Annotated in this window: 15 protein-coding genes and 1 pseudogene; 7 read left to right on the forward strand and 9 right to left on the reverse strand. The window is 70.1% G+C overall.

The features are described 5' to 3' along the window. Nucleotides 1-134: 134 nt before the first annotated feature. Nucleotides 135-1,517: an alpha-amylase family protein gene (locus ACH4S8_RS19850; protein ID WP_398395641.1), complete on the reverse strand. Its 1,383-nt coding sequence runs from the start codon at nt 1,515-1,517 to the stop codon at nt 135-137. A 194-nt stretch (nt 1,518-1,711) separates the two neighbouring features. Between ACH4S8_RS19850 and ACH4S8_RS19855 the strand changes: the two genes are divergently transcribed. Beyond that, a complete protein-coding gene (locus ACH4S8_RS19855; protein ID WP_398395643.1) occupies nt 1,712-3,769 on the forward strand; it encodes a carbohydrate-binding module family 20 domain-containing protein in 2,058 nt (685 codons plus the stop codon). A gap of 106 nt (nt 3,770-3,875) precedes the next feature. Here ACH4S8_RS19855 and ACH4S8_RS19860 read toward each other — a convergent pair whose 3' ends face one another. The 4 genes from ACH4S8_RS19860 to ACH4S8_RS19875 form a co-directional block, all read right to left on the reverse strand. After that, complete coding sequence (locus ACH4S8_RS19860) at nt 3,876-5,555, reverse strand: glycoside hydrolase family 13 protein (RefSeq protein WP_398395646.1); 1,680 nt, start codon at nt 5,553-5,555, stop codon at nt 3,876-3,878. A gap of 251 nt (nt 5,556-5,806) precedes the next feature. Then, complete coding sequence (locus ACH4S8_RS19865) at nt 5,807-6,715, reverse strand: sugar ABC transporter permease (protein ID WP_398395648.1); 909 nt, start codon at nt 6,713-6,715, stop codon at nt 5,807-5,809. A gap of 13 nt (nt 6,716-6,728) precedes the next feature. Continuing rightward, entirely contained in the window at nt 6,729-7,733 is a 1,005-nt protein-coding gene (locus tag ACH4S8_RS19870; protein WP_398395650.1) for a carbohydrate ABC transporter permease, read from the reverse strand. Nucleotides 7,734-7,867: 134 nt separating this feature from the next. Further along, nucleotides 7,868-9,145, reverse strand: a complete 1,278-nt coding sequence (locus tag ACH4S8_RS19875; protein ID WP_398395652.1) for an extracellular solute-binding protein — start codon at nt 9,143-9,145, stop codon at nt 7,868-7,870. Between the two features lie 468 nt (nt 9,146-9,613). Between ACH4S8_RS19875 and ACH4S8_RS19880 the strand changes: the two genes are divergently transcribed. Then, entirely contained in the window at nt 9,614-10,648 is a 1,035-nt protein-coding gene (locus ACH4S8_RS19880; protein ID WP_398395654.1) for a LacI family DNA-binding transcriptional regulator, read from the forward strand. A 108-nt stretch (nt 10,649-10,756) separates the two neighbouring features. After that, complete coding sequence (locus ACH4S8_RS19885; protein WP_398395657.1) at nt 10,757-11,644, forward strand: phosphatase PAP2 family protein; 888 nt, start codon at nt 10,757-10,759, stop codon at nt 11,642-11,644. Nucleotides 11,645-11,731: 87 nt separating this feature from the next. On the opposite strand, the gene ACH4S8_RS19890 is transcribed toward ACH4S8_RS19885, so the two are convergent. After that, nucleotides 11,732-14,728, reverse strand: a complete 2,997-nt coding sequence (locus ACH4S8_RS19890; RefSeq protein WP_398395659.1) for a bifunctional [glutamine synthetase] adenylyltransferase/[glutamine synthetase]-adenylyl-L-tyrosine phosphorylase — start codon at nt 14,726-14,728, stop codon at nt 11,732-11,734. 283 nt (nt 14,729-15,011) lie between these two features. Here ACH4S8_RS19890 and ACH4S8_RS19895 point away from each other — a divergent pair, with 283 nt between their 5' ends. The 3 genes from ACH4S8_RS19895 to ACH4S8_RS19905 are packed head-to-tail and all read left to right on the forward strand — an operon-like array spanning nt 15,012 to nt 18,374. Continuing rightward, a complete protein-coding gene (locus ACH4S8_RS19895; RefSeq protein ID WP_398395661.1) occupies nt 15,012-15,902 on the forward strand; it encodes an alkaline phosphatase family protein in 891 nt (296 codons plus the stop codon). Between the two features lies 1 nt (nt 15,903). Then, on the forward strand, nt 15,904-17,358 hold the full coding sequence (locus ACH4S8_RS19900) for an MFS transporter (protein WP_398395663.1): 1,455 nt from the start codon (nt 15,904-15,906) through the stop codon (nt 17,356-17,358). Further along, nucleotides 17,355-18,374, forward strand: coding sequence for a TolB family protein (locus ACH4S8_RS19905; RefSeq protein WP_398395665.1), 1,020 nt, complete (start codon nt 17,355-17,357; stop codon nt 18,372-18,374). The genes ACH4S8_RS19900 and ACH4S8_RS19905 overlap by 4 nt, the downstream gene beginning before the upstream one ends. A 61-nt stretch (nt 18,375-18,435) precedes the next feature. Here the strand turns inward: ACH4S8_RS19905 and ACH4S8_RS19910 are convergent, their stop codons facing one another. Beyond that, the gene (locus tag ACH4S8_RS19910; RefSeq protein ID WP_398395667.1) at nt 18,436-19,671 is read right to left on the reverse strand and encodes an LPXTG cell wall anchor domain-containing protein; all 1,236 of its coding nucleotides are present in this window, start codon (nt 19,669-19,671) and stop codon (nt 18,436-18,438) included. Between the two features lie 487 nt (nt 19,672-20,158). On the opposite strand from ACH4S8_RS19910, the gene ACH4S8_RS19915 reads away from it, so the two are divergent. After that, nucleotides 20,159-20,431 carry a hypothetical protein gene (locus ACH4S8_RS19915; protein WP_398395669.1) on the forward strand — a complete coding sequence of 91 codons (273 nt, stop codon included), beginning with the start codon at nt 20,159-20,161 and terminating at the stop codon, nt 20,429-20,431. A gap of 79 nt (nt 20,432-20,510) precedes the next feature. Here the strand turns inward: ACH4S8_RS19915 and ACH4S8_RS19920 are convergent. Next, nucleotides 20,511-20,597 (reverse strand): annotated as a pseudogene (locus ACH4S8_RS19920) (glutamine synthetase); the annotation flags it as partial. Nucleotides 20,598-20,939: 342 nt separating this feature from the next. Beyond that, nucleotides 20,940-23,189: a tetratricopeptide repeat protein gene (locus ACH4S8_RS19925; protein WP_398395671.1), complete on the reverse strand. Its 2,250-nt coding sequence runs from the start codon at nt 23,187-23,189 to the stop codon at nt 20,940-20,942. Between the last annotated feature and the right edge of the window lie 18 nt (nt 23,190-23,207).

Genomic DNA, 23,207 nt, shown 5'->3' on the forward strand with positions numbered 1-23,207 from the left:
GTGAACTCCTAGCGATTACGGCGTACTCGGGTCCGACCCCGCGCAGCGTTTCGGCCACGATGCCGAACGCCCGCGTGACCGTATCGCTCACGCAAGGTTTACAGCAAGAGTCTTGCAACGTGCGGAAAGGGTTTTCAGCAGCTGGACTTGCCCGCGTAGATCGCGAGTGCCGTGTTGGCGCCCAGCGTCGCCGTGAACTGGCCCGAACCGTTCACGGTGATGCTCGTGTTGTTCTGGACGTTGCAGTACGTTCCCGCGGCCAGCGAGGTGCTGTACGTCCGGCTCAGCGACGAGGTCTCGTGGTTGATGGCCACGAAGCCCTTGCTGCCCCGGCCGAAAGCGATGGCGTCGTTTCCGTCGTCCCACCAGTTGGAAAGCGCTTGCCCCCGGGTGGCGTTACGGAAGGCGACCATCGACTTGATCTCCGGCCAGGCATGCTGGCACTTCCAGCCGTCCTGCCAACAGGCGTTGACGGTACCGCCGTTGGGCGGTCCGGCGTCCGCGTCCGACCACTCGTAGCCGGAGTTGATGTCGGGGGCGCCGTAGGGGTACGCGAGCATGAAGACGTTGGCGAGGGTGTAGTTCGCCCCGTCCTTGTAGTTGAGCGTCGAGCCGTTGCGCTCGGTGTCGTGGTTGTCGACGAAGACGGCCGCGACCGAGCTGCTCATGTAGCCCCAGCCCTCGCCGTAGTTCTTCAGGTAGGCGAGGTTCTCGTTGTTGAAGACCCGCTTGAGGTCGTAGGCGTAGCGGAACTCCTGGACGTCACCGTTGCCGGTGTACTCGGTGGGCTGGACGGCCTCGCCCGCGCCGTAGATGGCCTCCTGCTTCCAGTAGACGGACGGGTTGCTCAGCCGGGACTTGATGTTGGCGAGGTCGGCGGCCGGCATGTGCTTGGCCGCGTCGATGCGGAAGCCGTCGACGCCGTAGCCGAGCAGGGTGTTCATGTACCCGGCGATGGTCTTGCGGACGTACTCCTCGCCGGTGTCCAGGTCGGCGAGTCCGACGAGTTCGCAGTTCTGGACGTTGGCACGGTTGGTGTAGTCGCTGATGGTGGAGGTGCAGTCGTCCATGTCGGCGGACGAATAGACACCGGGGTAGTTGTACTTCGTGTACGAAGAGCCTCCCGTTCCGGTGCCGGAACCGGCGGCCATGTGGTTGATGACCGTGTCCGCCACGACCTTCACACCGGCCGCGTGGCAGGTGCTGACCATGTTCTTGAAGGCGGTGGCGTCGCCGAGCCGTCCGGCGATCTTGTAACTCACGGGCTGGTACGAGGTCCACCACTGCGAGCCCTGTATATGCTCGGCGGGCGGGGACACCTGGACGTAGCCGTAACCGGCCGGGCCCAGCGTGTTGGTGCATTCCTTGGCGACCGAGTCGAACTTCCACTCGAACAGGACTGCGGTGACGTCCTTGGTGCCGGGCGGCGAGGCCGCCGCCGTACCGGGGGGAACGGTCACCGAGACCGCCAGGCCCGCCACGAGGGCGAACGAGGCGGCAAGCGTCTTCCTTGCCATGTAGGTACTCCTGCACTACGTCGTGCGGGTGGGGGGATCGGAACGTACCGCTTGCAATCATGTTTCAGCAAGATGTCGAAAGAACTTTCAACTTCCTTATTGACGCGCCCCCTTGGGCGGTCCCACGCTCCTCACGGGTCGGCTGCCGCGCCCGCGGACGTGCTGACCGGACCCCGAGAGGAGCCGCACCTCCGATGGCCTTACGACGAAGAAGGGTTTCCCGGCTGCTGGCGACCGTGGCGCTGACGCTCGGCGGGCTGGCCGCCCTGCCCGCCGGTCAGGCGGCAGCGACGACGACGGACACCGGTGTCCCCAACGGTGATGTGATCGCCAACCTGTGGGAGTGGAACTGGAAGTCGGTCGCGTCCGAGTGTACGAACGTGCTCGACCCGGCCGGCTACGGGGCCGTCCAAGTGGCCCCGCCCGCCGAGTCGTTGAAGCAGTCCAACTACTACTGGTGGGACGTCTACCAGCCGTACTCCTACAACCTGAACAGCCGCTTCGGCACGGCGGCCGGCTTCAAGGCCATGGTCGACACGTGTCACGCGGCCGGCATCAAGGTCTACACCGACGCGGTGATCAACCACACCGCCGCGCAGACCGGCACCGGGTACAACGGCACCGTCATCACCAACAAGTACGACACCCCGGACTACGACCCGGCCGACAGCGACGACTGCACGACGACGATCACCGACTGGACCAACCGCTACCAGGTCCAGCACTGCGAACTGCTCGGCCTGCCCGACCTCGACACCGCCGAGAGCAACGTCCGCTCGAAGATCACCGGCTTCCTCAACGCGCAGATCGACCTGGGCGTCGACGGCTTCCGCGTCGACGCGGCCAAGCACATCGAGGCCGCCGACATGAGCGCCATCGCCGCCGGACTGCACACCACGACCTCGGGCTCGGCGCCGTTCATCACCCAGGAGGTCTATCCCGGCACCCCGCCCTCCGTCGACGAGTACTACGGCACCGGTGACGTCCTGGACTTCTCCTTCGCCTCCCAGATCAAGGCACAGTTCCAGGGCGACATCGCCAACCTGTCGAGTTTCGGCAGCAGTTGGGGACTGGTGGCCGAGGCGAACTCCAACACGATGGTCACCAACCACGACACCGAGCGCAACGGCTACTCGCTCAGCTACAAGGACGGCGCCACCGCCGTGCTCGCCAACGTCTTCCAGCTGGCGCGCGGTTACGGCAGGCCGTCGGTGTACTCCGGCTGGACCTTCAGCCAGAGCGACCAGGCCCCGCCGAACTCGGGCGGCGGCTTCGTCACCGACACCGACTGCTCCTCCGGCTGGTACTGCCTCGACCGTGACACCGCGGTCTCCGGCATGATCGGCTGGCACAACGCGGCCGCCGGGTACGCGGTCACCGACTGGCAGTCCCCCGCGTCCAACGTGATCGGCTTCGGCCGGGGCGGCGCCGGTTTCGTCGCCATCAACAACAGCTCGGCCGCGAACACCCACACGTACACGACCGGTCTCGCGGACGGCACCTATCCGGACGTCATCGACGGCGGCGCCACCTCGGTCACCGTCACCGGCGGCAAGGCCTCGCTGACCGTCCCCGCCAAGGGCGCGGTCGCGTTCTACGACCCGGACTACGTCTGCACGGTCGACTGCGGCGGCGGTGGTGGCACCGATCCGGGCACCGGCACGGTCACGGCGACCTTCGACGAGTACGCGTCGACCACTTCCGGAACGGACGTCTACGTGGTCGGTTCGGCCGCCGCGCTGGGCGGCTGGAACACGGCGAGCGCGGTGAAGCTGTCCTCGTCCGGCTATCCGGTCTGGAAGGCGGACGTCTCGGTACCGGCGAACAGCACGATCACGTACAAGTACGTCAAGAAGGACGCCTCGGGGAACGTCACCTGGGAGTCCAACGCCAACCGGACGCTCACCACCGGCACGTCGGCCGTGACCGCGCAGAACTCCTGGAACGTGGCCGACGCCGACGCGACGGACCTGACCTTCGGGGTGACCGCGACGACCGTCTACGGCACGAACGTGTACGTCGTCGGCTCGATCCCCGCGCTCGGCTCCTGGAACACCGCCGACGCGATCCCGCTGTCCTCGGCCTCGTACCCGTACTGGGGCCGGCTGGCGATCGTGCCCAGGTCCACGTCGTTCACGTACAAGTACATCAAGAAGGACGCCTCGGGCGCGGTGACGTGGGAGTCCGGTGACAACCGCTCCTACACCACGGGCTCGGGCGCCGGGTACACCGTGAGCGACACCTGGAAGTAACGGCTCGGGAAAGGGGAAACCCGCGCATGAGCGGTGCTCCGGTGGTCAGGCCCGGATCACCGCTCACACGCGGGTCGGTTCACGCGTGGGTCAGGTCACGCGTGGGTCAGAGGGCCCACCACACGGTGGTGTCGGCGGGCAGCTTCACCTGGCCGTCCTTCGTCGGGGTCACCTCGCCGCTGGCGACGAGCACCCGGCCGTACGCGGGGACGGTCACGGCCTTGTCCCCCGTGTTCGCGGTGCAGACGAAGTCACCGCGCCGGAAGGCGAGGACGTCCTCGGGAGCGGTCAGCCACGTGACGGTGTCGCCCGCGCCGAGGTCGGCGCGCTCCCGCCGGACCGCGAGGGCGTCGCGGTACAGCTCCAGGGTGGAACCGGCCACGCCGGTCTGCGCCTCGACGCTCAACTCGGCCCACTCGGCGGGCTGCGGCAGCCAGCTGCCGCCGTCACCGAAGCCGTACGACGAGCCGGCGCGGGTCCACGGGATCGGCACCCGGCAGCCGTCGCGGAAGCCGTCCTGTCCGGCGCCCCGGAAGAAGGCCGGGTCCTGGCGCACCTCGTCCGGCAGGTCGACGACGTCGGGCAGGCCGAGCTCCTCGCCCTGGTACACGTAGGCGGAGCCGGGCAGCGCCAGCATCAGCAGGCTGGCCGCGCGGGCCCGGCGGAGCCCCAGCTCGCGGTCGCCCGCGGTGCGGATCTGGGTGCCGAGACCGGCCTCGTTGGCGAAGCGGGTGGCGTGCCGGGTCACGTCGTGGTTGGACAGCACCCAGGTGGAGGGGGCGCCGACCGGGCGCATCGCGTCGAGCGTGCGGTCGATCACCGCGCGCAGCTCGGCCGCCTCCCAGTGGGAGCCCAGGTACTGGAAGTTGAAGGCCTGGTGCAGCTCGTCGGGGCGCACGTAGTTGGCGGTGCGCTCGACGGTGGGCGTCCACGCCTCGGCGACGAAGATGCGCTCGCCCGAGTACTCGTCGAGGATCGTGCGCCACTGCCGGTAGATGTCGTGCACGCCGTCCTGGTCGAAGAACGGCATGACATCGTTGCCCAGCAGTTTCAGCTGATCGCGGTCGCCGAGGTCCGGCAGACCCTCCGCCTTGACCATGCCGTGCGCCACGTCGATACGGAAACCGTCGACGCCCATGTCCAGCCAGAACCGCAGGATCGAGCGGAACTCGTCGCCCACGGCCGGGTGTTCCCAGTTGAAGTCGGGCTGCTCGGGCGCGAAGAGGTGCAGGTACCACTCGCCGGCGGTGCCGTCGGGCTCGGTGACCCGGGTCCAGGCCGGGCCGCCGAAGATGGACTCCCAGTCGTTGGGCGGCAGTTCGCCGTTCTCGCCCTTGCCGGGGCGGAAGTGGTAGCGGTCGCGCAGCGAGGAGCCGGGGCCCTCGCGCAGCGCGCGCTTGAACCACTCGTGCTGGTCGGAGGAGTGGTTGGGCACCAGGTCGACGATGATCCGCAGGCCCAGACCGTGGGCGTCGCGGATCAGGGCGTCGGCGTCCAGCAGGTTGCCGAACATCGGGTCGACGGCCCGGTAGTCCGCCACGTCGTAGCCGGCGTCGGCCTGCGGCGAGGCGTAGAAGGGGCTGAGCCACACGGCGTCCACGCCGAGGTCGCGCAGGTACGGGAGTCGGGAACGTACGCCCTCCAGGTCGCCCATGCCGTCGCCGTTGCTGTCGGCGAAGCTGCGCGGATAGACCTGGTAGATCACCGCGTCGCGCCACCAGTCGCGATGCGCGGCGACTGTGGCGAGAACGGAGTTCGGGGCCTGGTCGGCGGAGTGCTGGCTCATGGCGTCCTTGATGCGATGAGGGTCCCCGCGTCCGGGCGCTGCCGGGTGTGGGGAGGAAATCGGGTGTGGGGGCAGGACCCCTGCTCGCGCGAGGCCGGGAGCACGGGGCGAAAGGCGTCGGGGCGGGGGAGATCGAGGAGGTGAGAAATGAGGCGGCCGCGGTACTGGCGGGGTCGGATGGGCACCGCGGCCGCCACCCGCGCGCGATGAGCGCGCGGGAGTCCTGGGCGTCTGGGGGGCGTCCTTGCGGATCAGCCCTTCGTGCCGCCCGCGGTGAGTCCGGTCACCAGGTTCTTCTGCACGAGGTAGAAGAAGAGGGAGACCGGTATCGCGATCAGTACGGCTGTCGCGGCGGCCAGGTTGCGCTGCGCGTCGTGCTCGCTGACGAAGGTCTGGAGGCCGACGGCGAAGGTGTACTTCGAGTCGTCCAGCATGAACGTCGAGGCGAAGGCGACCTCACCGAACGCGGTGATGAAGTTGTAGAACGCGGCCACCGCGAGGCCGGGCTTGGCGAGCGGCAGGATCAGCCGGAAGAAGGTGCCGAAGGGGCTCAGCCCGTCGACGCGGCCGGCCTCGTCGATCTCGAACGGGATGGTGTCGAAGTAACCCTTGAGCAGCCAGGCGCTGTAGGGCACCGCCGTCGAGCAGTAGACGAGGATCAGGCCGAAGTAGGAGTCGATGAGCTGCAGGTCCGAGAGGATCTGGTACATCGGCACGATCAGCACGGCGATCGGGAACATCTGGGTGACCAGCAGGACCCACATGAACTTCTTGTAGCCGGGGAAGCGCATGCGCGAGACCGCGTAGCCGGTGGTGGCCGCGACCATCACGCCGATGACCGTGGTACCGAGCGAGACGATGATCGAACTCTTCATCCACTCGAAGAAGTTCGTGTGCTGGAGCACGAACGAGTAGTTGCCGAACGTCATCGTGTGCCAGATGCGTCCGGGGTGAAGATAGTCGTCCTGCTCGGGGCCGAGGGACAGGAACACGAGCCAGGCGATCGGGAACAGCGCGGCCAGGCTCGCGGCGATCAGGATGCCGTGGGAGACGAGCGAGCCGGCGAGGCTGCGCTGACCGCGCTTGCGCGCCGGACGGGGCGCGTCGTCGGACCTGGTGGCCTGGTCGGCCGGAGGCGTCTGAAGTGTGGTGGTGCTCATGGAGACTCCTGCCTCAGATCGCGAGCTGCTGGTCATTGCGGCTCAACCAGCGGCGGTAGAAGGAGGTGAAGACGATCAGGATGGCCAGCAGCAGCATGCCGTAGGCCGCCGACTGCGCGAAGTCGCGCGGCTGCTGTCCGAAGCCGAGGTAGTAGGCCCAGGTGACGAGGATCTGCGCGTCCGGCGCGGTGTTGCCGAAGAGGATGAAGATCACCGCGAACTGGTTGAACGTCCAGATGATGCCGAGGAGCACGACGGTGGAGCTGACCGACCTGAGACCCGGCAGGGTCACGAAGCGGAACTGCTGCCACTTGTTCGCGCCGTCCATCTCGGCCGCCTCGTACAGCGTGCCGTCGATGGACTGCAGTCCGCCGAGCAGGGAGACCATCATGAACGGCACACCGCACCAGGTGTTGACCATGATGGCGGCGAAGCGCTGCCAGAAGGTGTCCTCCAGCCAGGACGGCGCCGGCAGGTGCACCGCGTGGAGCATGGAGTTGATGATGCCGCCGTCGGCGAGCATGAAGCGCCAGCCGAAGACGGTGACGAAGGTCGGCACGGCCCACGGCAGCACCAGGATCAGCCGGTAGAGGGTGCGGCCGCGCAGCTTCTGGTTGAGCAGCAGCGCGAGACCCAGGCCGATGCAGTAGTGCAGGGCGACACACAGGACGGTCCAGGCGATGGTCCAGATGAAGTGCGACCAGAAGCGGTCGTACGACGTCGGACCCCACAGGATGTCCTTGTAGTTGTCCAGGCCGATGAACTTGTAGGTGGCGTCGATGTGGTTGACGCCGATCGTGCGGGCCGAGTTGAGGCTGTTGGCGTCCGTGAACGTCAGGTAGATGCCCCGAACCAGCGGATAGAGCACCAATCCGCCGAGAACGACGACGACCGGGGCGATCATCGCGTACGCGTACCAGTACTTCTGGTACGAGTGCTTGAGACGCTGCATCCGGCCGGGGCGCGGTGCTCGGTCACCGCTGCGCCTGCCGGTCGCGCGGTCGATGGCGACTGTCATGGTTGGACACCTTCTGCAAGATCAGGAGTTGGACGCACACAGCCGGTGGCCGCCGGTTCCGTGTCCCCCGTTCTCGGGGGTCCCCCCGGCCCGACCGAAGTCGGGCCGGGGAAGGATCCGGCGGCCACACGGACTCACTTGCTGAAGTCCGGGACCAGCTTGGCGATCGCCAGTTCGGCGTTGCTCAGGCCCTTGTCCAGGGACTCCTTGCCACCGGCGATCTTCGGCAGCTCGGTGTCGAGCGGGCCCCACAGGGAGCCGTACTCGGGCAGCGCCGGGCGCGGCTGGGCGGCGGGGAGGACGCCCTGGTAGCCGGCGATGCCCGGGTCGGCCTTGACGGCGTCGGTGTAGGCGTCGTCACGCGTGGGCAGCGTGGAGTTCTTCAGCGCGATGGTGGCCTGGGACTTCGCCGAGGTCATGAAGTTGACGAACTTCAGCGAGGCGGCCTGGTGGGCCTTGTCCGAACCGGCGTAGACCGAGAGGTTGTGGCCGCCGGTCGGGGCGCCCGCCTTGCCGGTGGAGCCGGCCGGGACGGTGGCGATACCGAGGTTCGTCTTGTCCGAGAACGCCGAGCCCTTGTAGAAGTTGGTGATCTCCCACGGGCCCTGGATGATCGAGGCGACCTTGCCGTTGACGAAGGCGTCCTGGATGTGGGCGTAGGCGTCGGCGGTGGTGTCCGCCTTGTGCAGGCCCTTGCCGGAGAACAGGCCCTGCCAGGTGCCGAACGCCTTCTTGGCCTCGGGCGAGTTCACCGTGATCTTCTTGGCGGTGGCGTCGACCGTGTTGGTGCCCTCGCCGTAGAGGAAGGACTGGGCGTAGTAGGCCTGGGTCGAGCCCCAGTAGCCGTCGACGCCGGTCTTGGCCTTGATGGTGGCCGCGTCCTTCTTCAGGTCGGCCCAGGTCTTGGGGGCCTCGGTGATGCCGGCCTTCTTGTACAGCGCCTTGTTGTAGACGAGCGCCAGGGTGTCGGTGACGAACGGCACACCGTAGGTCTTGCCGTCGTACTTGGCCTGCTCGATCAGGTTGGGCTGGAACTTCGCCTGGTCCGCGAGGGCCGCGGTGCCGTCGAGCGGCAGGAAGTAGCCCTTCTTCGCGAAGGCCGGGGTCCAGCCGACCTCGGAGCGCAGGATGTCCGGGGCACCGGAGGCACCGGCGGCCGTGTCGAACTTGTTCTGCGCCTGGTCGAAGGGCACGTTGACGTACTTGACCTTGATGTTCGGGTTGGCCTTCTCGAACTGCTGGGCCAGGGCCTTGTACGTAGGCGCCTCATTGGTGGCGTTGGACGTGTCCCACCACGTGATGGTGACCGGCCCGCTGGCCTTGTCGCTGCTGTCACTGCCGCTGCCGCCGCAGGCCGTCGCCGCGAGGGCGAAAGACGCCACCAGCGCACTGGCCGCTATGCCACGCCGCATGAGTTCTCCTTGAGGGTGAAAGCCCGAGTAGGTGGGGAATCGGTCCCGCCCGATCCCCTTGCCGACTTGCCGACTGCGCCGTTGCGTCCGCCGGGCGACTGGAACGTAACAGCCATGTAAGCGGTGCGAAAGACCTTGCAGCAAAAAAGTGCAAGAGCTGCCGACAGTTATGCGCCCGTGACTTCACGGCAGCCGTCCCGAAACCCTGCTGCCGGGCCGCTCAGCAGACATGCGAACCTCTGTGCAAGACTCTGCAAGCTCTTGCCACGGATGTCACATACAGGGATCATCAGCCCTCAGTGCCTTGCAGGAGCCACCCTTTCCCGCGCGGCGCATGCACGGGACACCGAGCCGACCAGAACACGAGGGAGCGCGATGATGCAGCAGCCCGGAGCGGGCCGAGCAACAGCCCGCACACGGCGTCTGGTTGGTGCGCAGGGTGAGATGCGGCCGGTACAGTCCAATCCTGTGACCACACGGCTTGCCGACATCGCAGCCCAGGCGGGGGTCAGTGAGGCGACGGTCAGTCGCGTCCTGAACGGGAAGCCGGGCGTCGCCGCTACCACCCGCCAGTCCGTCCTCGCCGCACTCGACGTCCTCGGTTACGAGCGTCCGGTGCGCCTGCGGCAGCGCAGCGAGGGCCTGGTCGGCCTCATAACCCCCGAGCTGGAGAACCCGATATTCCCTGCCCTCGCGCAGGTGATCGGGCAGGCCCTGACGCGCCAGGGCTACACCCCCGTCCTCGCGACCCAGACCCCGGGCGGTTCCACCGAGGACGAGCTGACCGAGATGCTGGTCGACCGCGGGGTCGCCGGCATCATCTTCGTCTCCGGACTGCACGCCGACACCTCGGCCGACATGCAGCGCTACGAGCAACTGCGGGGCCGCGGGGTCCCGTTCGTCCTCGTCGACGGCTTCTCGCCCAAGGTGCAGGCGCCCTTCATCTCCCCGGACGACCGCGCCGCGATGGCGCTCGCGGTCACCCACCTCGCCTCGCTCGGCCACACCAGCATCGGACTCGCCCTCGGCCCCAAGCGGTTCGTCCCGGTGCAGCGCAAGATCGAGGGCTTCGTGCGCTCGATGCAGGAGCAGTTCGACCTGAACCCCACGGACGTCGAGGAGCGACTGGTCCAGCACTCGCTGTACACGCTGGAGGGCGGCCAGGCCGCCGCGAGCGCCCTCATGGACCGCGGCTGCACGGCGGTCGTCTGCGCCAGCGACATGATGGCGCTCGGCGCGATACGGGCGGCGCGCCAGCGCGGCCTGGAGGTTCCCACGGACATCTCGGTCGTGGGATTCGACGACTCTCCGCTGATCGCCTTCACCGACCCGCCGCTCACGACGGTCCGCAAGCCGGTGCCGGCGATGGGCCAGGCCGCGGTGCGCACCCTGCTGGAGGAGATCGGCGGGACGCCCGCGCCGCACAGCGAGTTCGTGTTCATGCCGGAACTCGTGGTGCGCGGTTCGACCGCTTCTGCCCCCGGGGACCGGAATCGTTCCTGAGCAGGACGACAAAGGGGGCGAAGCACTCCCACAGGTGTAGAAAGTGCGGCCGGGACCCGACCCAGGGATCATCGGTGGGGGAAGCCTTTTCTGGCAGACTCTGTGCCTATGGGTGATACGACCGTGTCGTCACTGGAAGGCCGTCAGGCCACTCCACAGCCCGTCGCGGAGGAGAAGGCGGGGCACGCGCTCCTGCGCCGTATGCGGACCCCGCGTCGCCCCCGCCTCTGGTTCGAGGTCCTGCTCATCGCGGTGAGTTACTGGACGTACTCGCTGATCCGCAACGCCGTGCCGGAGCAGCGGCGCGAGGCGCTCCGCAACGCGGACTGGATCTGGCGGCTGGAGCACCACCTCGGCCTCGCCGTCGAGGAGTCGGTCAACCACGCGGTGAACTCGGTCGGCTGGCTGATCATCGGGATGAACTACTACTACGCGACCCTGCACTTTGTGGTGACGCTGAGTGTCCTGGTCTGGCTGTACCGCTGTCATCCCGGCCGCTACGCGGCGGCCCGTCTCGTGCTCTTCGCCACCACGGTGGTGGCTCTCGTCGGTTACTACTTCTTCCCGCTCGCGCCACCCCGGCTGATGACCGGCAGCACCTTCGTCGACACGGTCATGGTCCACGAGACCTGGGGCTCGATGGCCTCGGGCGATCTCAAGCACATGTCCAACCAGTACGCCGCGATGCCGTCCATGCACATCGGCTGGTCCGTGTGGTGCGGGCTGAGCCTCTTCGCCCTGGCCAGGGCGCCCTGGGCCCGCATCCTCGGCGTCCTGTACCCGGCGGCCACCCTCGTGGTCATCGTCGCCACCGCCAACCACTTCTGGCTGGACGCGGTGGGCGGCCTGCTCTGCCTCGCCTTCGGCTTCCTCGTGGCGCGCCTGTGGTACGGCGCGCTGCCGTACGCGCTGCCGCAGTGGGTGCCGGGGGCCCGGGGGACACCGGACCCCGCGGACCCGGCGGAGGACGAGGGCCTGAGCGAGGTGAGAGCCTGAGCGGGGTGAAGGCCTGCGGCGTGAGGGTCCGGGGGTGAGGGTCCGACCGCCGCCCGGTGTCACGTTCCGTGACCGCCGGGCGTCCGCTCACGCGCCGTAGAACAGTTCGTCCACCACGGCCCGGGCCCGCCGGGTGGTCCGCCGGTAGTCGTCGAGCATGTCTCCGACGTGCCCCGGGTCGTAGCCGAGATAGCGGCCCACGGCGGCCAGCTCGCGCCCGTCCGAGGGGAAGGTGTCGCCGGCCCTGCCCCGCACGAGCATCACGGCGTTGCGCACCCGGGTGGCGAGCACCCAGGCCTCGTCCAGCGTCGCCGCGTCCTCCGTGGACAGCAGCTCCGCCGCGCGCGCCGCGGCCAGCGCCTCGCGGGTCCGGGTCGTCCTGAGGCCCGGCTCGGCCCAGCCGTGCCTCAGCTGGATCAGCTGGACCGTCCACTCCACGTCGGACAGGCCGCCGCGCCCCAGTTTGGTGTGCAGGGTGGGGTCGGCGCCGCGCGGCATCCGCTCCGACTCCATCCGGGCCTTCAGCCGCCGGATCTCCCGTACGGCCTCCTCGCCCAGCCCCTCCGCCGGGTACCTGAGCGGATCGACGAGTTCGACGAAACGGCTGCCGAGACCGGCGTCCCCGGCCACGACCTCCGCCCGCAGCAGCGCCTGCGCCTCCCACACCAGCGACCAGCGCCGGTAGTACGCCTCGTAGGACTTCAGCGTCCGTACCAGCGGCCCGGACTTCCCCTCGGGCCGCAGGTCCGCGTCGATCAGCAGGGGCGGATCCGCGCTGGGGATCTGCAGCAGCCGCCGCATCTCGGACACCACCTTGTTCGCGGCCCGCGCCGCCTCCTGCTCGTCCACGCCCTCGCGGGGCTCGTGCACGAAGAGCACGTCCGCGTCGGAGCCGTAGCCGAGCTCATGGCCCCCGAAGCGGCCCATCCCGATCACCGCGAACCGGGTGGGCAGGGTGTCGCCCCAGCCGTCGTGCACCACGGCCCGCAGGGTGCCCGCGAGTGTCGCCGCGGTCAGGTCCGAGACCGCGCCGCCGACGAGATCGACCAGCGCCCCCTGGTCGGCGACGGCCGGCGTCTCCTCGGTCCCGTAACTGGCGACGATGTCCGTCGCGGTGATACGGAACAGCTCCCGGCGCCGGACCCCGCGCGCGACGGTCACGGCCTGCTCGCCGCCGTCGGCCCGCCGTACCGCGGCGAGGATCTCCTGCTCCAGATGGGCGCGGCCGCGCGGTTCGAGACCGCCGCTCTCCCCGTCGCCCAGCAGGGCCACCGCCTCCGGGGCGCGCATCAGCAGGTCGGGGGCGAGCCGGCCCGCGGAGAGGACCCGCGCGAGGTTCTCGGCGGCGGCGCCCTCGTCCCTGAGCAGCCGCAGGTACCACGGGGTCCGGCCCAGCGCGTCCGAGACCTTGCGGAAGTTGAGCAGTCCGGCGTCGGGGTCCGCGGAGTCCGCGAACCAGCCGAGCAGCACGGGGAGCAGGGTCCGCTGGATGGCGGCCTTGCGGCTGACCCCGGAGGCCAGCGCCTCCAGGTGGCGCATCGCGGACGCCGGATCGGCGTACCCGAGGGCGACCAGCCGCTCCCTGGCCGCGTCCGGGCTCAGCCTGCTCTCGCCCGGGGCCAGCTGGGCGACGGCGTCGAGCAGCGGCCGGTAGAACAGTTTCTCGTGCAGCCGCCGCACCATGGCCGTGTGCCGCTTCCACTCCCGGTTCAGTTCGGCGGCCGGGTCGGCACGCAGCCCCAGCGACCGTCCGATCCGGCGCAGTTCGGCCTCGTCCTGCGGCACCAGATGGGTGCGCCGCAGCCGGAAGAGCTGGATGCGGTGCTCCATCGAGCGCAGGAAGCGGTAGGCGTCGTCGAGCTGTACGGCGTCGGCGCGCCCCACGTAGCCGCCCGCGGCGAGCGCCTTCAGGGCGTCCAGGGTGGTACCGCTGCGCAGGGACGTGTCGCCCCGGCCGTGCACCAACTGCAGCAGCTGTACGGCGAACTCGACGTCCCTGAGTCCTCCGGGACCGAGTTTGAGCTCCCGTTCGATCTCGGCGGCCGGGATGTTCTCCACGACCCGGCGCCGCATCTTCTGCACGTCGGCGACGAAGTTCTCCCGCTCGGCGGCCTGCCACACGAGCGGGGCCAGGGTGGCGACGTACTCCTCGCCCAGCTCCAGGTCCCCGGCCACCGGGCGGGCCTTGAGCAGCGCCTGGAACTCCCAGGTCTTGGCCCATCGCTGGTAGTAGGCGAGATGGCTGCTGAGCGTGCGCACCAGGGGGCCGTTGCGTCCCTCGGGGCGCAGATTGGCGTCGACCGGCCAGATGCTGCCCTCGACGGTCGTCTCGGAGCAGATCCGCATCATGTGCGAGGCGAGCCGGGTGGCCGCCTGCAGGGCCTTGCCCTCGTCGGCGCCCTCGGTGCCCTCCCCGACGAAGATCACGTCGACGTCGGAGACGTAGTTCAGCTCGTGGCCCCCGCACTTGCCCATCGCGACGACCGCGAGCCGGCACAGCGCGGCGTCGTCGGGGGCGGCGGCCCCGGCGATGGCGAGCGCGGCGCGCAGGGTCGCGGTGGCGAGGTCGGCGAGTTCGGCGGCGGTCTGGGCGAGGTCGGTGGTGCCGCACACGTCGCGCGCGGCGATGGAGAGCAGGCAGCGGCGGTAGGCGACGCGCAGCGAGACGGGGTCGGTCGCGTCCGCCAGACCCCGTTCGAACTCCTGGACCCCGGGATGCAGGTCCCGCGCCTCGTAGGTGACGAGGGCCTGCCAGTCGTGCGGGTGCCGGGCGAGGTGGTCGCCGAGCGCGGCGGAGGCGCCGAGCACCCCGAGCAGCCGGTCCCGCAGCGGTTTGGCCGCGATCAGGGTGTCGAGGAGTTCCCGCTGGGCGCTGTGGCCGTCCTGCGCCTCGACGAGCCGGACGAGTCCGAGCAGGGCGAGGTCGGGGTCGGCGGTGGCACCCAGCGCGTCCAGGAGGACCGGGTCGGACCGCACGGGGGCCAGTTCGGGCCCCTCCAGGAGCCGCTCGGCCGCCGACGGATCGGTGAAGCCGTGCCGCAGCAGCCGTGTGAAGGTACTGCTCCTGCGCCCCGGCGCCGTCATCCCGGCCTCCCGTCGATCGATGCCGAACACCCGCCCCGACCCGCGCACCTGGTCCGATGGTCCGATCAAGGGCGTACGCGCCCGAGCCTAACCTCCGTACGCACGGTTGCGCCCCGCGCCGACGGCCGTGCGGGGCGGTGGGGAGGCCGGTAGAAAGGAAAGAGAGGCAGCAGTTCATCCGGTCTTCATCCCTCGGGTTGAGGGATGTGGACCCGGGGAATGTTGGCGTGCGCATGCTCTGTCCGCACCGCCACCGTCGTCTCTCCCCCACCGGAGGTCCGAAGTGTCCGGCAGAAACGTGTACACCCGCAGCCGTGCCGTCGTGGCATCCGCCCTCGCCTTCACCGCCGCCGCGGTGGGGCTGTGGAGCGGGCTCGCCGGCTCGGCCCCCGCGCACGCCGCGGCCACGGTCCCGACCCCGGACCACGTCGTCGTCGTGGTCTTCGAGAACCACGCGTACAGCCAGGTGATCGGCTCCTCCAGCGCCCCGTACATCAACTCGCTGAAGTCCGGCGGGGCCAACCTCACCCAGTCGTACGCCGAGACGCACCCGAGCCAGCCCAACTACTTCGCCCTGTTCTCCGGCTCCACCCAGGGCATCACGGACGACAGCTGCTACACGCCCGGCTTCTCCTCCGCCCCGAACCTCGCCTCCGAGCTGATCGCCGCGGGCAGGACCTGGGGCAGCTACAACGAGACGCTGCCGAGCCAGGGGTCGACCACGTGCAGCAGCGGGAACTACGCGCGCAAGCACAACCCGTGGTTCGGCTTCAGCAACGTGCCGACGTCCAGCGCGAAGACGTTCGCCCAGTTCCCGACGGACTACTCGACGCTTCCGCAGGTCTCCTTCGTGGTCCCGAACCTGTGCAGCGACATGCACGACTGCTCGGTGTCCACCGGTGACACCTGGCTGAACACCAACCTGAGCGCCTACGCCACCTGGGCCAAGACCCACAACAGCCTGCTCGTCGTCACCTTCGACGAGGACAACCGGCTCGCCGGCAACAAGATCCCGACCGTCCTCTACGGCCAGCAGGTGACCCCGGGGTCGTCGTCCGCCACCACGTACAACCACTACGACCTGCTGCGCACGCTGGAGGACATGCAGGGCCTCACGTCGCACGCCGGCAACGCGGCCTCCGCCAAGGACATCACGGGCATCTGGACGTCCTGACATGTACCTTGCGGACAGCCGCGCCGGTGCACCGGAGACAGCGGCGGCGTCCGCGGAGAGCGCCGCCCGGCCCCGCGCCGGGCGGCGCCTCACCGCGGTCGGGCCCACGGTGCTGGCCCTCGGCACGGTCAGCCTGATCACCGACGTCTCCTCGGAGATGGTGACGGCGGTCCTGCCCCTCTATCTGGTGGCGGGCCTCGGCCTGTCCCCCCTCGGCTTCGGGCTCCTCGACGGGATCTACAACGGCTTCTCGGCGCTGGTCCGGCTGGCCGGGGGACATCTCGCCGACCGGGGCGGCGGCCGCCACAAGTGGGTGGCGGGCGCCGGATACGCCCTGTCGGCCCTGTGCAAACCGCTGCTCCTGGTGGCGCAGACCCTGACCCCCATCGGCCTGGTCCTCGCCGCCGACCGCACCGGCAAGGGCCTGCGCACCGCCCCGCGCGACGCCCTGATCTCCCTGTCGAGCAGCCCCGGGTCCCGGGGCCGGGCCTTCGGCGTCCATCGCGCGATGGACACGGCGGGCGCCCTGCTGGGCCCGTTCGCCGCCTTCCTGATCCTCCGGGAGACCGTCGACGGCTACGACGCGGTGTTCACGGTGAGCTTCTGCGTGGCCGTGGTGGGCGTACTGGTCCTGGTGCTGTTCGTGCCGGGCGGCCCGGCGGCGCGGGCCGCGTCCGCGGCGGGGACACCGGCCGCGCGGACGCGGTCCGAGGGCTCCCTCGCCTCCCGCACCACGGCCGCGGGCCTCCGGGACCCCGAAACCGGAACCCCGGACGTCACCTCCGCCGGCCTCCCGGACCTCTCAGGTCCGCCCGCCGCCCCCTCCGCCCCGCCCCTCCGCCCCGCGCCCCGTCCCACCCTGCGTGCCGCCCTCGCCCTGCTGCGCCGTCCGGAGCTGCGCGGCATCACGCTCTGCGCGCTCCTGCTCGGCCTCGCCACGGTCAGCGACTCGTTCATGTTCCTGCTGCTCCAGCACAGGCTCGGGGTGCCGGACCGCTGGTTCGCACTCCTGCCCGTCGGCACCGCCGCCGCGTTCCTGCTGCTGGCCGTCCCGCTGGGCCGGCTCGCGGACCGGGCCGGCCGGTGGCGGGTGTTCCTGGCCGGTCACGGCGCCCTGCTCCTCGCGTACGGCCTGCTGCTGACGTCCTGGCACGGTACGGCGCTGCCGTTCGCCGTCCTGTTCCTGCACGGCGGCTTCTACGCGGCCACGGACGGCGTGCTCATGGCCGCGGCCTCGGACAGCGTGCCCGAGGAACTGCGCTCCTCCGGGCTCGCGCTGGTCCAGACGGGCCAGGCGCTGGCCCGTCTCGTCTGCTCGCTCGCCTTCGGCGCGGCCTGGACGGCGTGGGGCGACCGTACGGCGCTCACGGCGTCGGCCGTGGCGTTGGCCCTGTGCGCGCTGTTCTCGACGACCCTGCGCCCCCTCCGCCGCACCCCGCCGGAAGGCCTCGTATGACGCTGCGCACCCGCATCCTGGTCCTGGTCTCGGCCCTGGTCGTCCTCGCGGGCGTCGCGACGGCCTCCGTGCTGCACGCCTCGGCGCGCGCGGAGCGCCGGAACCAGGCACAGCCGGGCGGCCCCCGGATCGCCACGGGACCGGTCTTTCTGACCGGCTCCCGGCGGCTGGTGTTCCGGAACATGGCGTGGGGCCCGCACCGCGACCAGCTGACGTCCGTCCCTGCGTCCGACCCCTCGGGCCCGCGCACCGCCTCCCGGGTCAAGTGCCTGCGCTTCTACGCCGCTGCGGGCACCGGCGTGTGCCTCCAGGCGGTGCACGGCGCGGTCCGGGACACCTACCGGGCGGTGATCCTCGACTCCGCCCTGCGCGTCAGGGCCCGCTACGACGTGCCCGGCATCCCGTCCCGCGCCCGCGTCTCCCCCAGCGGCCGGTACGCCGCCTGGACGGCGTTCGTGGGCGGTGACTCCTACGCGGGCACGAACTTCTCCACCCGGGCGGCGATCGTCGACACCCGCACGGGGAAGCTGACGCCGTCCCTGGAGGCGTACCGCGTGGTGAAGGACGGCAGGACCTACCGGTCGGCCGACGTCAACTTCTGGGGGATCACCTTCACTGCCGACGACCGCGGGTTCTACGCCACCATGGCCACGCACGGCACGACGTACCTGGTCCGCGGCGACCTGGCCGCCCGCACCGTCACCACCGTGCACACCAACGTCGAGTGCCCGTCCCTCTCCCCCGACGGCACCCGCGTCGCCTTCAAGAAGCGCGTCAAGGGCCTGCCCGAGGACGCGCCCTGGCATCTGTACGTCCTCGATCTGCGCACCGGGCACGAGACGGCGCTCGCCGAGCCGCGCAGTGTCGACGACCAGGTGGTCTGGCGCGACGACCGCACCCTCGTCTACGCCCTCCCCGGCGACTACGGCGCCGACCTGTGGACGCTCCCGTCCGACGGCGGCGGAAAGCCGCGGCGCGTCAGCACCGCGGCCGTCTCCCCCGCGTACGTGCGCTAGGCGGTGCCCCGGGCCCTGGACCGGGGCCCGGGCTCCTCGGAGAGCGCCCGGCCCCTGGCCGTCAGGACTGCGCGCTGGCGCGGCGACGGCGGACGGCCAGGACCAGGCCGGCGCCGAGAGCGGCCGTGGCGGCCGCGGCCGCGGCGACGACCGGGGTACCGTCCGAACCGGTGCTCGCCAGGCTGCCGCCGGCGGACCCGGTCGTGGAGCCGCCGGTGGTCGAGCCGGCCGAGGTGGAGCCGGTGCCGCCCGTGCCACCCGTGCTGCCGGAGCCGCCGGTGGACTGGCCCGCGGGGTCGTTGCCGCCGCCCGTGGAGGATCCCGGGGCCGTGGCGGAGGCCGACGGGGTGGGGCCGTCCTCGTTGTCGGTGGGGATGGCGACGTGGATCTTGGCCGTGTCGTTGGCGGGGTTCTTGTCGAAGGCCGGGTGGATGTCGTAGACGGAGGTCGCCTTCACCTCGCCGTCGGTGGTCTTCGTGCCCTTCGCGACGTCCAGCATGAAGGTGTACGTGAGGGACTGGCCGACCTCGATGGTGCGGTCGTCGGGCCAGCAGACGTAGACGGGCCTGCCCGGCGTCCCCCCGGGCGCGTTCGGACCGTCGATCCCGAACGGCGCGCAGTCCTTGGGGGCCATGCTGGCGGTCGTGCCCTTGGGGATCCGCACCATGAGCGCCGGCTGGTCGTCGCTCTCCTGGTTCTGGATCCAGCCGGGGCCGTCGTTGCGCAGCTGCACGTTGATGGACTGCTGGCCGCCCGCGAGGGCCTCGGTGTCCTCACCGACGGCAACGAGGTCGGCCGAGCTGTCGGCGGTCAGGGTCAGCCGCCGGTAGCTGTCGTCGAATCCCTCGCCCGGAGCCGCGCCCGTGGCCGAGGTGCCGTACTCGACCGCCTCCATCAGCGCCTTGGGCAGCGCCTTGAACCGCACCGGCGTCTCGACGGAGGCCCCGGGCTCGATGACCGTGTCGAGCTCGCAGAGGGCCTGCCTGACCTGGTCCGCGACGGTCGAGTAGGTGCAGCCCTGCACGTCCTCGGGGAAGTCGAGCCCGCGGGTCAGCCGGACCCGGAAGGTGAAGCCGTCCGCGGCCGCGGTGCCCTTGTTGGTGATGACGACGTTCTTGTCGTACACCTCACCGGGCTTGGGGGACGCGCCCGGCAGAGTCGATATCACCAGGGAGGCCTCGCCCGGATCGGCGTACGCCGGGGCCGCGGCGACCGCGGGAACGGCCGCGACGAACGCGGCGGCGGCCACGAAGGCCGCCGGCTTGCGAAGGTGCGAGGGGCGGAGGCGCTGGCGCACGGTTGGGTCTCCTCGTCGGAACGGTCAGGACGCCGACCGGAGCATCACCGTCCGGCCACGTCCTGGACACCCGAAGACCGCCAAGGGTTGTACTGGTGGCCCCGGGGACCGGGAGAAGAACGGGATGACACCCCCGGATCCGTCATCGCGACGCCCTGTCGCCCGACATGTCTCGCCAAATACACGGATATGAATACCGAACACGGGAGCCGCCGCCCCCCAACTCCCGATCACGCCTCTGACCTCGGCATACCCAGGTGACGATCAAGCCACCTTGCCCTATGCTGCGGCTTGCGCATTCGGGGGGCGGCTGGCCGGCAGGACGACCAGCACCGTGAACATGCGCATCACCCACGCCATCTCGACTCGAGCTTCAGCGTGCCGCAAGGCGTCCATGCCTGCGCACGACTGCCGCCCGGGGCCGCCCGCAAGGGCTCCGATCGGCGCGTTCCCCGGACCCCACGGTCATCGGAAGGCAGAGAGCGTCATGGCACAGCGGCAGTTCCTCGGACAGGGCACCAACACCTCCTGGGAGAAGTTCTGGTACGTCCTGGGTTGCATCTACTTCGGTGCCGCCTACATGCAGAAGGTCCCGGTCAAGAAGGCGCTGAGCGAGTACGGCCTGGTCGAGATGACCGGCGCCGAGAAGTTCTGGTACGTCGTCCAGTGCATATTCTTCGGCGCCGGCTACTTCGCGAAGGTCACCATCAAGCGGGCGCTGTCCGAGGTGCGCAACGCGGGCGGATTCCCCACCGCCTGACGCCACCCCGGTCAGCACGGACGACGGGCCCGGACCGCTTCGCAGCGGTCCGGGCCCGTCGTCCGTTCTCGTCCGTGGGTCACAGCACGGGCAGATTCTTCCGCAACTCGAACGCGGTGACCTGCCTGCGGTACTCCTCCCACTCGGCCTTCTTGTCGCGCAGGAACTTGTGCGACGCCGGCCGGCCCTCGGACGATCCGCACCACGGCGCCGGTGACCTGCGACCGAGCGGCCGTCCACGGTCGTTGTCGGTCACCGTTGGCCGCCCTCCGACGGCCCGGCCCAAGCCCGATCCGCCAGCAACTCCAGCCGACCGTTCGACCGAGTCGGCAGATTTGCAGCGGGCTTCCTTCGCCCTTCACCGCCTGCGGTTCATCCCGCGCCGGACGCTGCTGGGGGACACCTGGGGGATTCGGGAACTCCTCTCCAACTCGCTGGGCCCCGTCCCTCCTTGTAGCTCCCAAGCCTCGGTCGGAGAGTCACCTGACCTTCAGCCGATCGCACGAGGCTATCGAAGATTGGCAAGGGCATGCCGGACGGCGAGAGTGTGGGGGTGGGTGTCGCCGAGGATGACGCGCCGGTGGGCAAGGACAGCCTCCAACTCGCTGCGGGCCTGCTCCACCTCCCCCAGATCGCGCAGTACCACGGCGAGGTAGTGCCGGGTAATGAGAGTGTTCGGGTGGGTATCGCCAATGGCGCTGCGTCGGTGGGCGAGGATGGCCTCGAACTCGCTGCGGGCCTGCTCCACCTCCCCCAGATCGTGCAGCACCCCGGCGAGGTTGTGCCAGGTGGTCAGAGTGCTCGGGTGGGTATCGCCGAGGATGACGCGCCGGTGGGCAAGGATGGCTTCTAACTCGCCGCGGGCCTGCTCCACCTCCCCCAGGTCACGCAGCACCCCGGCGAGTTCGTGCCAGGTGGTGAGAGTGTTCGGGTGGGTATCGCCGAGGGTGTCTCGCTGGTGGGCGAGGATGGCTTCTAACTCGCCGCGGGCCTGCTCCACCTCCCCCAGCTCCCGCAGCACCATGGCAAGTTGGTTCCGGGTGATGAGAGTGTTCGGATGGGTGTCGCCGATGGCGCTGCGTCGGTGGGCGAGGACAGCCTCCAACTCGCCGCGGGCCTGCTCCACCTCCCCCAGCTCCCGCAGCACCATGGCGAGGTTGTGCCGGGTGGTCAGAGTGCTCGGGTGGGTGTCGCCGAAGGCGTCTCGCTGGTGGGCGAGGACAGCCTCCAACTCGCCGCGGGCCTGCTCCACCTCCCCCAGCTCCCGCAGCACCCCGCCAAGTTGGTTCCGGGTGGTCAGAGTGTTCGGGTGGGTATCGCCGAGGGTGTCTCGCTGGTGGGCGAGGACGGCCTCGAACTCGCCGCGGGCCTGCGTGTACAAGCCCTTGGCACGCAGATGGCGCGCTGTGAGATTGGCCGCTGTGACTGCCGCATTTCCGATCGTCTGATCGGGTGGTTCGCTGTCCGCAGCACGGTGGAAGAGGTCCAGGGCATGAGGCTGCAGGAGTGCCCAGTGCTCCCAGTGATCCGGTTCCTCCGGCATCCCCGTCTCCTGTGCCACTGCGGCACTGCGCAGTGCTTGGACGGCGGTGCCGAGTGCTGCGGGATCAAGGCTCGCGTCCCGGACCAGTGGGTGCACGCGCAGGACGGGCAGCGCATTGGAGCCGGTCGCGGGCTGGAGGTCCACCAGACCCAGACCGGCCAGGGCGGTGAGCAGGCTCCACACGCCGGGCCCGTCGAGCTGCGCCAGTTCCCCGGCACGGGCCAGCGTTCGCGGGGTCAGGAGCAGGGTGTACGGCAGCGGGGCGTCGGCGAAGGTGGCGATCAGCCTCAGCAGGGGCCGGGCCAGGGGCAGGCCGCGCTGTTCCAGCAGTTTCAGGGACATGGCCCAGGTCTGGTCGATGACACTGCCCCGGTCCACGTGCTCAAGGCCCCGGTCCAGCGTGGCCTGATAAGAGCGGAAATCCATGGGCGTGTCCGGCTCGCGGTAGGGAGCCGGTACGGCGTTGGCGTCGGCGAGGTAGGTGCCAGCCAGCCGCAGGGCCAGAGGAAGACCACCCAGCCGTCGCGCCAGGTGCCGGGCGTCGTCCCAGGATCCAGCCGCGTCACCCGCGTGGTCGCGCAGGATCCGCGCGGCGTCCGTGACGCCCTCGCCGGTCAGGGGGAGCACCGGGTGCAGGGCGCAGGCGCCTCCCCAGGTCTGTCGGGTGCTGTCGCGGGTGGTGACCAGGATGCTGCCGCGGCCTGCGGCGGGAAGCCGGATCCAGCCGGTGCCCTCGCTCAGTTTCCCGGGACCGTCCAGCAACGCTGGTTCGTCGGCATTGTCCACCACAAGCAGCCACGGCCGCTCGTACCGGGCCAGACACGACCACAGCACGTCCGCCGTATCCCCGGCCCGCAACTCATCCTCGGACGCGCCGGCCTGCCGGCCCACCGCCCGCAAACCCGCCTCCAGCGTGCTGCCCTGCCGCGCGTCGACCCACCACACTCGCTGCCCACGGCCGAGCCGCTCGCAAGCCAGCTCCAGGGCGATCGCGGTCTTCCCCGAACCGCCCAACCCACACAGCACCTGCACCATCGGGCTGCCCGGTACGGACAGCGCCGACTCCAGCTGCTCGAGCAATGCCTTGCGACCCCGCAACGGGCGCTGCGGATCGCGCAGGCCCAACGGCGGCGCCACCGTGACCGCAACGGGCTCGGGTACAGACTGGGAAGCACCGAAGTAGACGTTGTCGGCCCGGAAAGCGTGCGCGGCCAATGACCCGTTGCTGGCCTG

Origin of the sequence: Streptomyces sp. NPDC021080 (assembly GCF_044333225.1) — a bacterium.
GTDB lineage: Bacteria > Actinomycetota > Actinomycetes > Streptomycetales > Streptomycetaceae > Streptomyces.

Excerpts from the sequence above, each read along its gene's own strand:
- ACH4S8_RS19850 (WP_398395641.1), bottom strand. The coding sequence starts at position 1,517 with ATGGCAAGGAAGACGCTTGCCGCCTCGTTCGCCCTCGTGGCGGGCCTG.
- ACH4S8_RS19855 (WP_398395643.1), top strand. The coding sequence starts at position 1,712 with ATGGCCTTACGACGAAGAAGGGTTTCCCGGCTGCTGGCGACCGTGGCG.
- ACH4S8_RS19860 (WP_398395646.1), bottom strand. The coding sequence starts at position 5,555 with ATGAGCCAGCACTCCGCCGACCAGGCCCCGAACTCCGTTCTCGCCACA.
- ACH4S8_RS19865 (WP_398395648.1), bottom strand. The coding sequence starts at position 6,715 with ATGAGCACCACCACACTTCAGACGCCTCCGGCCGACCAGGCCACCAGG.
- ACH4S8_RS19870 (WP_398395650.1), bottom strand. The coding sequence starts at position 7,733 with ATGACAGTCGCCATCGACCGCGCGACCGGCAGGCGCAGCGGTGACCGA.
- ACH4S8_RS19875 (WP_398395652.1), bottom strand. The coding sequence starts at position 9,145 with ATGCGGCGTGGCATAGCGGCCAGTGCGCTGGTGGCGTCTTTCGCCCTC.
- ACH4S8_RS19885 (WP_398395657.1), top strand. The coding sequence starts at position 10,757 with ATGGGTGATACGACCGTGTCGTCACTGGAAGGCCGTCAGGCCACTCCA.
- ACH4S8_RS19890 (WP_398395659.1), bottom strand. The coding sequence starts at position 14,728 with ATGACGGCGCCGGGGCGCAGGAGCAGTACCTTCACACGGCTGCTGCGG.
- ACH4S8_RS19900 (WP_398395663.1), top strand. The coding sequence starts at position 15,904 with ATGTACCTTGCGGACAGCCGCGCCGGTGCACCGGAGACAGCGGCGGCG.
- ACH4S8_RS19905 (WP_398395665.1), top strand. The coding sequence starts at position 17,355 with ATGACGCTGCGCACCCGCATCCTGGTCCTGGTCTCGGCCCTGGTCGTC.
- ACH4S8_RS19915 (WP_398395669.1), top strand. The coding sequence starts at position 20,159 with ATGGCACAGCGGCAGTTCCTCGGACAGGGCACCAACACCTCCTGGGAG.